Below are 10,416 nucleotides of genomic sequence, written 5' to 3'. Positions count from 1 at the left end.
CGCTGGCGGCTAGTGGGCCACGGCGGCAGCGCCGTGCTCGTCGATAAGCGCACCGGTTTCGAACCGCTCCAGCGCGAACGGCTTGTTCAGCTTGTGCGGGGCGCCCGTGGCGATATTGTGAGCGAAGGTGAGGCCGGCAGCCGGAGTGCCCTTGAACCCGCCGGTGCCCCAGCCGCAGTTCACAAACATGTTCTCCACCGGCGTGTTGCCCACGATCGGGGACGCATCCAGCGTCGTATCCACAATCCCGCCCCACGTCCGGAGCACATGTGCCCGGGCAAAGATGGGGAAGAGCTCCACGGCGGCTGCCATCTGGTGCTCGATCACGTGGAAGGAGCCGCGCTGGCCGTAGCCGTTGTAGGAGTCAACACCGGCGCCCATGACGAGTTCGCCCTTGTGCGCCTGCGAAACATAGACGTGCACGTGGTTGGACATCACCACCGTGGGGTGGACGGGTTCGTGCAGCTCAGACACCAGCGCCTGGAGCGGGTGGGACTGGATGGGGAGCCGGAAGCCGGCCATTTCCGCCAACACTGAGCTGTGCCCGGCAGCGCAAAGGCCCACCTTTTCGGTGTTGATGGTGCCCTGGTTCGTCTTGACGCCCACCACGCGGTTGCCGTCCTTGACGAAGCCGGTGACTTCGCAGTTCTGGATGATGTCCACGCCCAACTCGTCGCACTTGCGGGCGAAGGCCCAGGCCACGTGGTCGTGCTTGGCGATGCCGGCGCGGGGCTGGTAAGTGGCGCCCATGACGGGGTAGCGGATGTTGTCGCTGATGTTCAGGATGGGGCAGAGTTCCTTGACCTGCTGGGGGTCAAGCCATTCCGCGTCCACGCCGTTGAGCTTGTTCGCTCCCACGCGCCGCATGCTTTCGCGGACGTCGCCCAGGGTGTGGGCGAGGTTCATGACGCCGCGCTGGCTGAAGAGGAAGTCGTACTCGAGCTCCTCGGGCAGGATCTCCCAGAGCTTGAGGGCGTGCTCGTAGATTGCGGCGCTCTCGTCCCAGAGGTAGTTGGAGCGGATGATGGTGGTGTTGCGGGCCATGTTGCCGCCCGCCAGCCAGCCCTTTTCAAGGACGGCGATGTTGGTCATCCCGTGGTTTTTCGCCAGGAAGTAGGCAGTTGCCAGGCCGTGCCCGCCGCCGCCGACAATCACGGCGTCGTAGGAGGACTTGGGCTCCGGGTTGCGCCAGAGGAAATCCGGGTGCTCGGGGAGCTGTTGGGTGCTCACTGGGCTGCTCCAATCATGTCTGTTTCAAAGGCGGTAATGTCGCTGCCGCTGTCACCCTGGGAGAGGTGGGGGTAGAGGGGGAACCGGTCGGCAAGGGCTGTCACGCGGGCGCGGAGTTCGACGACGGCGCTGTCGCTCAGGGAAGCGGTCCCGGAGGTGCTGTTGCCTGCCGAGGCGATCAGCGCCGTCGCGATGATGTCCGCAACTTCTGTGAATTCCTCGGCGCCGAAGCCGCGGGTGGCGAGGGCCGGGGTGCCGATCCGGAGTCCGGAGGAGACCATCGGAGGGCGGGGGTCGAAGGGGACGGCGTTGCGGTTGACGGTGATGCCGATGCGGTGCAGGGCGTCTTCGGCCTGCTGTCCGTCCACCTCGGAGTTGCGGAGGTCAACCAGGACCAGGTGGACGTCGGTGCCGCCGTTGACCACGGAGATTCCTGCTGCGGCAACGTCGTCCCGGAGGAGCCGCTCGGCGAGAAGCTTGGATCCCTGCAGGACGCGTTCCTGGCGTTCCTTGAATTCGGGGCTGGCGGCGAGCTTGAAGGCCACGGCTTTCGCGGCGATCACGTGCTCCAGGGGTCCGCCCTGCTGGCCGGGGAACACGGCGCTGTTGATTTTTTTGCCGTACTGCTCCTTGGCGAGGATGACGCCGCCGCGGGGGCCGCCGAGGGTCTTGTGCGTGGTGGTGGTGACGACGTCGGCGTACGGCACCGGGTTTGGGTGCAGGCCGGCGGCCACCAGGCCGGCGAAGTGGGCCATGTCCACCATGAGGTAGGCGCCCACGAGGTCGGCGATGCGGCGGAACTCCGCGAAGTCCAGCTGGCGGGAGTAGGCGGACCAGCCGGCCACGATCAGCTTGGGCTTGTGTTCGAGGGCCAGTGCCTCGACCTCGGCCATATCGATGCGGAGGTCTGATTCGCTCACGTGGTAGGGGACCACGTTGTAGAGCTTGCCGGAGAAGTTGATCTTCATGCCGTGCGTCAGGTGTCCGCCGTGGGCCAGGCTCAGGCCCATGATGGTGTCACCCGGGTTCAGCAGGGCGAACATGGCGGCGGCGTTGGCCTGCGCGCCGGAGTGTGGCTGGACGTTGGCGAATTCGGCGCCGAACAGGGCCTTGACGCGGTCGATGGCGAGCTGCTCCACAACGTCCACGTGCTCGCAGCCGCCGTAGTAGCGCTTGCCTGGGTAGCCCTCGGCGTACTTGTTTGTGAGGACCGAGCCCTGTGCCTCCATGACTGCGGACGGGGCGAAGTTCTCCGAAGCGATCATTTCCAGCGTGGACTGCTGGCGGCCCAGCTCATGGGTGATGGCCTGCTGGACCTCGGGATCGACTGCGGAAAGTCGCTCGTTCAACTGCTCAACCACGGATGCTCCTTTTTGAAATACCATTTGCTCGGTAACTGATATATCAGTGTGAGGTCAATGGTATGATCAGCATCACAGCAGAGTCAATAGCTGGACCCAAAGCGGCAGGAAGCTACCGAGTCCGGTCCGGCACGTCATGGAAGAACGGAGCGGCGCGTGAATGCACTTCTTGCTCTGACCCCTGTGGAGGAGGAAGCTCCGTCCCAGGCGGAGGCCGCGTACCGGCAGCTGCGGGACAGGCTGATCATGCTGGAGATCCGGCCGGGGGAGCCGATCAATGACGGGCAGCTGGCGGTTGAGCTTGGCTTCGGGCGGACTCCCGTGCGCGAGGCGATTAAGCGGCTTGAGGTGGATCACCTGGTGGTTTCCTATCCCCGCCGCGGAACGTTCGCAACGAACGTGGACTTCACGGAGCTGGCGGATGTCTCGGAGATCCGGGAACTGCTGGAGCCCCTCGCCGCCCGCCGTGCGGCCGCTCGGGCGAGTGAGGGCATGCGCCGGGAACTGCTGCGGGTGGCCGATGCCATTGCAGGGATTGACCCCGCTTCGGGGGAGTCGCGGGACCTCATGCGCTACGACCTGATGGTGCACCGGCTCATTTACAAGGCAGCCGCGAACCCGCACCTGGAAAGCACGCTGATCCGCTACGACAACCTGGCCACCCGCATCTGGTGCGTGGTGCTGGACAAGGTTCCCTCGGTGACAGGCCATATCACCGAGCACGTCGATTTGCTCAAGGCGGTAGCGGCCGGTGACGCCGACAAGGCCGGGGAATTGGCTTTGCACCACGTCACGAGCTTCGAGGAAACCATCCGTAAGGTGCTGTAGTCCCATGCCTATTGCCACCCGGAACGGACAAGCCCGCACCGCCAGAATTGGCTTCGCCCTGATCGGTGTTCTGCTTATTGCCGTTAACCTGCGAGTGTCCTTTGTCAGCGTGGGACCGGTACTCGCGAACATCAGCGGTGACCTCGGCCTGTCCAGCGCCGCAGCGGGGTTCCTGACCGGTCTTCCGCTCATTGCCTTTGCGGTCTTCTCACCCGTGGCGCCCGCATTCGCTTCCCGTCTGGGGCTCGACCGCGCGCTGTGGATGTCCCTGCTGATCCTGGCCTCGGGCATCGTGCTTCGCTCCTTGCCTGTTCCGGGCTTCATCTGGGCCGGAACGGCGTTAATTGGCCTGGCGATAGCGTTTCTCAATGTCCTGGTCCCCTCGCTCGTCAAGCGGGACTTTCCGGCAAAGGTCAGCCAGGTCACCGGAAGCTACACCGCAACCCAAGCCGCCTTCGCCGCGATGGGGGCCGCCGTCGTCGTGCCCGTGGCGCAAACGTCCCCCGCCGGATGGCGGCTTGCCCTGGGTATCTGGGTGGGACTGGCCCTCATCGCCATGGCGGTGCTCCTGCCGTGGCTGCGTCGGCACGGGTCAGCCACTGTGACCACCACCAAGCCGGAGGGGTCCTTCCGGTCGCCTTGGGCCTCGGCCCTGGGCTGGCAGGTGACGGTTTTTATGGGGTTGCAGTCGATCGCCTTTTACGTCCTTATGGCGTGGCTGCCCACCATCGAACAAAGCCGCGGGGTTTCAGCCACGACTGCCGGCATCCACCTGTCCGTTTTCCTGCTCATCAGCGTGTTCGCCAGCCTTATGGCCGGCGGCATCCTTCACCGGGGTTCGGACCAGCGGCTCGTATCCTTCGCGAGCGGCGCGGCGATGTTCGTGACGTTTCTCGGGCTGGCACTTGCACCGGGCCTTGCATTGCTGTGGGTGGTTCTGGGGGCAATCGGGTGCGGGAGCCTCATTGTGATCGCCCTGTCACTGTTCAGCCTCCGGACGGTGAACTACCCTCAGGCGGCGTCACTGTCCGGCATGGCGCAATCTGTCGGCTACGGGCTGGCTGCTGCGGGGCCGGTGATGTTCGGCGGTCTTCGCGACGTGAGCGGCGACTGGACGCTTCCGCTGCTCGTCACTGCGGGCATCATGGCGATTCTCGCTTTCATGGGTGTGCTTGCTGGGCGTGACCGGGTGATCAGCGGTTGAGTGTGACGCATGGTCGGTTTGTTGGGCTGCGGCGAACCGGTTCACCCTGAGCATTTCCGGCCTTGGTTCCTTCGCGGTCTTCTGTCGGGTTGAGGTCTCAGAGTGTTCGCCCGGGGCGTGCAGGAACCGCCTTTCGAACCCTATTCTGACGGTAATTGCGTGAGCGTCTGACGTCAGGTTGGGGTGTAGTTCAATCCGGAGCCTGAGGAAAGCAGCCAGCAGCGTAACGCCGGATCGTTACCTGGTTGGTGGGACTAAGTGTGCGGCGCAGAGTGCCGGCAGGGCAGGCAGAACTCGTACCCGGCGGTTACTGCACGCGTGTGCTGTAAATCCCTTAGGATGGGTTGATGGCACAGTACGGACGCAGTCAGGCCCGCGTGACGCGGAGGGGGTCGACTGATCCTCGGGCGGTGACGTCGCAACGCCTTCTGGTGGAGGCGCTAACGAAGGTAGTTAAGGCTGAAGGCCTCGGTGCCGCTTCCGTGACCCGCGTCGCGCTTGAGGCGGGGCTGAGCCGGAGCGGGTTCTATGAGCAGTTCGCCAGCGTCGAGGAGCTTGCGTTATTCATCCTCGATGACCTGGTCGCCGAGATTGCCGCCCTCGATATTGAGGCACGGACCGTGCACGGCGCCGACGGGCAAGCCGTCTCCGAGTTCGCTCTCGAGCTCATCCTCCAGACGGTCTTCGAGAACCGGGAGCTCTACGAGCACCTGCTGCTCTCCGAGCACGCCGGCGGCACCGTTGGGAGAGCCATCCAAGGGTTCGCCCGGGGCTGCCGCCCGATCATGGCGATCGCCCGACCGCAATGGCCTGACGCGCGAATCGATCTCATGGCGAGCTCGTTCGCCGGGCTGATCGTGAGTGGAGTGATGCACGCCTTCAGGACAGGCCAACCTCGTACCGCCCACGACCTCGCACGTGAACTGATCAGCTTTATGCCGCCATGGCTCTTCGTCGCGGACGGCAGCGGACCCCCAGACTGAGCTGTCCCCGGGTTGAACCGATGCGACCCTAAGCAGCTTGGCTCACAGCGGGCCGGGCAACTAATCCATACGGGGCCTTCGGCAGGTGCCGGCCCGTAAACCTTGACCTAGGAGGAGTTCCACCGCATGACCAGTGTTACCAGCAAACCTGCCGTTTCCGGGGACGCCGTGCCAGACGATGCCCCCACAAAGAAGGCATCGGGTGCGGTGAAGATCCGCCCCGGCGCTCTCGCCAAGTCCGGTGGCCCCACGCGGCGCCCTCCGTCCGCGGCGCACCTCTCGGATGAGCAGGTCGCCGAACTGGGCCGCGAGCTGGACGCCATCCGCGACGAGATCCTTGCCAAGCGCGGCGCCTCCGACGCCGCGTACATCCGCCGCTTGATCAAGATCCAGCGTGGCCTGGAGATCTCCGGCCGCGCCGCGCTGCTGGTCAGCAAGAACAAGGCCGCATGGGTCACCGGCACTACCCTGCTGAGTCTTGCCAAGATCCTCGAAAACATGGAAATCGGGCACAACGTGTTGCATGGCCAGTGGGACTGGATGCGGGACCCGGACATCCACTCCACTACCTGGGAGTGGGACTTCGTCGCCCCCTCCCGCGCCTGGCAGCACACCCACAACGACTCCCACCACCGCTGGACCAACGTTGTGGGCAAGGACAACGATGTGGGATTCAATCTGCTGCGAATGGACCCTGAGCAGGAATGGACGCCGTACAACCTGGGCAACCCGCTCTACAACGCGCTGCTGGCGCCGGTCTTCGAGTGGGGCATCGCCATCTACGACCTTGAACTGACCGAGTACAAGGAAGGTAAGAAGTCCAAGGAGGCCCTCGTCAAGGACCTCAAATCCCTCGGGCGAAAAGCCCTCAAGCAGTTCACCAAGGACTACGCCGCCACGCCCGCCGTCGCCATGCTCGCCGGCTCCGGCAAGCAGGCCCTCTACGGCACACTGACGGCCAACGCCGTCCGCAATTTCTGGGCCCACGCCGTCATCTTCTGCGGCCACTTCCCCGAAGGCACCGACACCTTCACCGAAGATATGGTGGAAGGCGAAACGCGCGGTGACTGGTACGTCCGCCAGATGATCGGGTCCGCAAACATCTCCGGGTCGAAATTCATGCATCTGATGACCGGCAACCTCTCACACCAGATCGAACACCACCTCTTCCCGGACCTGCCCTCCAACCGGTACGCAGAAATCGCACCGAAGGTCCGCGATATCTGTCAGCGCTACGGGCTGATCTACACCACCGGCCCCATCTGGAAGCAGGTCGGCTCCACCTGGGCCAAGATCTGCAGGCTCGCACTGCCGCCCAAAAAGAATAGGCAGTACTGACAGGTTGGCCTGCCTGCCATCGTCTCTTCTGTGCCTGTTCGAGACACCAGAAGCGGGTGGGGTTTTCGCGATTCCTGGGTTTCGCCGTGACTGCCGCCACGGCAGCGCGCGGGGGTTGCCCAGCTACTTCTAGTCGGGTTGTTCACGTACCCCTACTTTCGCTGTCTTACAACCCTTCGTGTCGGTTATCTAAAGCCGGTGCCGTTCCGGTGGAGCCTCGAACCGTGAGGTGGGTGGGCATAACGGAGCGGTTGCGGGTGCCTCCGCTGCCACGCGGATTCAGCTGGGCGAGCAGTATGGAGACGGCTACTCGGCCTGCCTGTTCAATGGGTGATGCCATCGTGGTTAGCGGGGGATTGCAGAAGTCCGCGCCGAAGATGTCGTCGCAGCCCACGACGCTCATGTCCTCCGGTACCCGGATCCGGCGTTCGCGCAGGCGCTGGAGCATGCCGATGGCGATCAGGTCGTTGAAGGCGATGCAGGCGGTGACTCCGGAGTGGACGGCCGCGTCGGCGGCGGCGGCTCCGGACTGAGTTTTGGGGGCGAAGGGTCCAAGCCTACGCACGTCTACCCCGCGGTCCTCAGCGGCTGCAGCGAGGGCATCCCAGCGCAGCGTGCTGGACTGTGAGGTGAGCGGGCCGGCTATGAAGGCTATGCGGCTGTGGCCCAGTGAAATCAGGTGATCCAATGCTTGGGTGGTTGCAGAGGGGGTATCTATGACAACTGCTGGAACGCCGGTGATGTCACGGTTGATCACCACCATAGGGATTTGGACGGACGCCGCGAGCAGAGCCTCGTCACTGAGTCTGGAGGCTGTGACGATGATTCCATCTGCGCTCTTGCGCAGCTGCTCCATGCTGCTGGCTTCCACCTCGTCCGATTCCTCAGTGTCCACGAGGAGTTGGGTGTAGCCCGCGGCTTTGAGCTGCAGTTGAGTGCCCCTGATGAGATCAAAGTAGAAAGGGTTGGTGATGTCCGGAACAAGGACGCCTACTGCTCCGGTACGCCCCGAACTCAAGGCCTTGGCCTGGATATTCGGGACGTAATTCAGCTCGGCTGCCGCCGCTTCTATGCGGGCCCTGGTCCGGATGTTGACCCTGTCCGGAGTGGACAGGGCGCGAGAAACGGTGGACGCGGCAACTCCGCACAGGGCGGCGATGTCGTGGATGGTGGCAGGGCGATCGGTTCCGGCCGCTTTTATCGCCATGGCGTTCCTCTCTGAACGGTATGACAGGGCATTGTGACCGTTACCACAGACACGTACATTACAGATTGCCACACGCCCGTGTACTTTGGCAATCGGTTGTCAAAGGGTGGCAAGGGGTCTAGAGTAAAACGACTCTTGCGCTCTGAGTTACCCACGCGCCTGAGCTGAGCACGGCTGTCCCGTTGCGGGGCACACCCTAAGGAGACCTGCGTGACTGCACCAACTAGCGAAGCATCGACTACTTTCTGGGCCCTTTCAGGATTCGGAGACGAAGTGGACCCGGACCCTAAAGTCCAGGCCGCCGTCCTGCTGGCACTGGGCGCCAGCCACATCGAAGTGCGTAGCGCCTGGGGGGTGAACGTTTCGGAACTGCGGCCACAGCAGGTGACTGAACTTAAGGAGACCTTTGACGCTGTAGGCCTGAAGGTTTCGGCGGTGGCGAGCCCCATCGGCAAGGTAGACATCGGCTTTCCGGTGGACCACGAGGTGTCACGCCTGCGGCAAATTATCTCTGTTGCCAAGGGCCTGGACACCAAGTACATCCGGATCTTTTCGTTCTTCCGGGGGGAAAACCAGACTCAGGACGAGATCCGTGATGACGTGCTCACTCGGATGCGGGCCCTGGCCCGGGAAGCGGAGAGCGCCGGCGTCGTGCTCCTGCACGAGAATGAAAAAGGCATCTACGGTGACACGCCGCAGCGTGTTTTGGACCTCATGGAGTCCGTTGACTCGCCGGCATTGCGGGTCGCCTGGGACAACGCTAATTTCGTCCAGGTGGGTGTGAAGCCCTACACCGAGGGTTACGCGCTGCTGCGCCCCTACCTTGAATACCTGCAGGTCAAGGACGCAGTCTCTGGCACGGGTGAAGTGGTGCCCGCGGGTGAAGGTGACGGTGAACTGGGCGCGACCATCGCGGCCTTGAAGGCTGACGGTTACGCCGGCTTCGCCTCCCTCGAGCCGCACCTGGCCAGCGCGCACGAACTGGGGGGCTTCTCCGGACCTGCAGCTTTCGGCGCCGCCGCACGTGCTTTCGCGTCCCTGGCGGCCAAAAACGGGATAGATCTTTCGTGACCGGGTTGAAGGCCGCCGTCATCGGCTGCGGGGACGTGTCAGCGGTGCATTTCGAAGCCATCGCAAAGCTTGAGGGCGTGCACTTGGCGGCTGTCTGCGACACGGATCCTGAACGATTGGCCGCAGCCGCAGCCGCCTACGGAGTGCCGGGATACCCTGATCACCAGACTCTCTTGGATGCCATCGGACCGGACGTTGTGCACGTCACCACGCCTCATAACCTGCATGCCTCGATCGCAGTGGACTGCCTTGGGCGCGGCGTTAACGTGGTTGTCGAAAAGCCGCTTGCCCACACGCTGGAGGAAGGGAGGCGACTTGTGGAAGCAGCCAAGGCAAGCACAGCCAAGATAGCAGTCTGCTTTCAGAACCGCTACAACGCGACCTCGCAGGCCATGCACGCCCTGCTCGCCTCCGGTGAGCTGGGCGCCGTGGTCGGTGCGTCGGCAACAGTCGTATGGCACCGCGACGCAGACTATTACCGCAGCCGCCCCTGGCGCGGCACCTGGGCTGGGGGTGGGGGCGGGCTGATGATGAACCAGGCCATCCACACCGTTGACCTGTTGCAATGGTTGGTCGGGGACATTCTGTCCCTGGCAGGCAACGCGGCCACCAGGATTCTGGGCGACACCATTGAAGTGGAAGACACCGCGGAGTTCGTGGCCGAGCACAAGAGCGGCACGCGCAGTGCTTTCTACGCAACACTCGCCAATGCAGTGAACGCCCCTGTCACTCTGGACATCGTCACGGACAAAGCCACGCTTAGCCTCCGCGGCGATCTTACAGTTACCTATACAGACGGCCGCGTGGAGGTGGTACCCGAACGCGTGGCTGCTTCCGGTGGCCGCGCGTATTGGGGCGTTTCGCACGAATTGCTGATCGCAGACTTCTACGCCCAGCTACAGGAAGAAGGCACCTTTTGGATTGACCCCCAGGAGGCAGAGAAGTCACTGCGGATCGTTAAAGAGCTTTACCGCCAAAGCTACCCGGACTCCGCCACGATGGTTTCCTGAACCACGCACCGAGCGTACAGCTGCCGCCCAAACCCTCTGCCGGGCCTTTCACGTCTGCTGACCGGGACCAAAAGGCAGCGATTCTGACAATCGGTTGCCAACGGCGGCAACAATGCGTACTCTGAATCCCACAAGGGTGTTGTGTGGCACAGGCCACACCACCGTGAATTGTTCATTTCCCCGT

9 protein-coding genes are annotated in these 10,416 nt (G+C 63.6%); 6 read left to right on the top strand and 3 right to left on the bottom strand.

Features of this window, described 5'->3' with window-relative positions; all coding sequences use genetic code 11:
- Window positions 1–9: 9 nt before the first annotated feature.
- Both AC5RV1_RS02425 and glyA read right to left on the bottom strand, forming a co-directional pair.
- A complete protein-coding gene (locus tag AC5RV1_RS02425) occupies window positions 10–1,230 on the bottom strand; it encodes a sarcosine oxidase subunit beta family protein (protein WP_493993395.1) in 1,221 nt (406 codons plus the stop codon).
- Window positions 1,227–2,591 (bottom strand): serine hydroxymethyltransferase, encoded by a 1,365-nt coding sequence (gene glyA, locus AC5RV1_RS02420; protein WP_493993394.1) that lies wholly within the window; start codon window positions 2,589–2,591, stop codon window positions 1,227–1,229. The genes AC5RV1_RS02425 and glyA overlap by 4 nt, the downstream gene beginning before the upstream one ends.
- 156 nt (window positions 2,592–2,747) lie before the next feature.
- Here glyA and AC5RV1_RS02415 point away from each other — a divergent pair, with 156 nt between their 5' ends.
- The 4 genes from AC5RV1_RS02415 (at window position 2,748) to AC5RV1_RS02400 (ending at window position 6,944) form a co-directional block, all read left to right on the top strand.
- Window positions 2,748–3,419, top strand: coding sequence for a GntR family transcriptional regulator (locus AC5RV1_RS02415; RefSeq protein WP_493993393.1), 672 nt, complete (start codon window positions 2,748–2,750; stop codon window positions 3,417–3,419).
- A 4-nt stretch (window positions 3,420–3,423) separates the two neighbouring features.
- Window positions 3,424–4,623 (top strand): MFS transporter, encoded by a 1,200-nt coding sequence (locus AC5RV1_RS02410; protein WP_493993392.1) that lies wholly within the window; start codon window positions 3,424–3,426, stop codon window positions 4,621–4,623.
- Between the two features lie 410 nt (window positions 4,624–5,033).
- Window positions 5,034–5,606, top strand: a complete 573-nt coding sequence (locus tag AC5RV1_RS02405) for a TetR/AcrR family transcriptional regulator (protein WP_493993391.1) — start codon at window positions 5,034–5,036, stop codon at window positions 5,604–5,606.
- A 126-nt stretch (window positions 5,607–5,732) separates the two neighbouring features.
- The gene (locus tag AC5RV1_RS02400; RefSeq protein ID WP_493993390.1) at window positions 5,733–6,944 is read left to right on the top strand and encodes a fatty acid desaturase family protein; all 1,212 of its coding nucleotides are present in this window, start codon (window positions 5,733–5,735) and stop codon (window positions 6,942–6,944) included.
- Between the two features lie 166 nt (window positions 6,945–7,110).
- Here AC5RV1_RS02400 and AC5RV1_RS02395 read toward each other — a convergent pair whose 3' ends face one another.
- Entirely contained in the window at window positions 7,111–8,151 is a 1,041-nt protein-coding gene (locus AC5RV1_RS02395) for a LacI family DNA-binding transcriptional regulator (RefSeq protein ID WP_493993389.1), read from the bottom strand.
- 210 nt (window positions 8,152–8,361) lie between these two features.
- Between AC5RV1_RS02395 and AC5RV1_RS02390 the strand changes: the two genes are divergently transcribed.
- Together AC5RV1_RS02390 and AC5RV1_RS02385 are read left to right on the top strand one after the other, a co-directional pair.
- Window positions 8,362–9,222 carry a sugar phosphate isomerase/epimerase family protein gene (locus tag AC5RV1_RS02390; RefSeq protein ID WP_493993388.1) on the top strand — a complete coding sequence of 287 codons (861 nt, stop codon included), beginning with the start codon at window positions 8,362–8,364 and terminating at the stop codon, window positions 9,220–9,222.
- Window positions 9,219–10,232, top strand: coding sequence for a Gfo/Idh/MocA family protein (locus tag AC5RV1_RS02385; protein WP_493993387.1), 1,014 nt, complete (start codon window positions 9,219–9,221; stop codon window positions 10,230–10,232). The genes AC5RV1_RS02390 and AC5RV1_RS02385 overlap by 4 nt, the downstream gene beginning before the upstream one ends.
- The last annotated feature ends 184 nt before the right edge of the window (window positions 10,233–10,416 follow it).

This window comes from Arthrobacter sp. Hb9-2 (genome assembly GCF_059091165.1).
The sequence above is the reverse complement of the archived record's forward strand: the minus strand, read 5'-3'. Positions and strand labels throughout refer to the sequence as shown.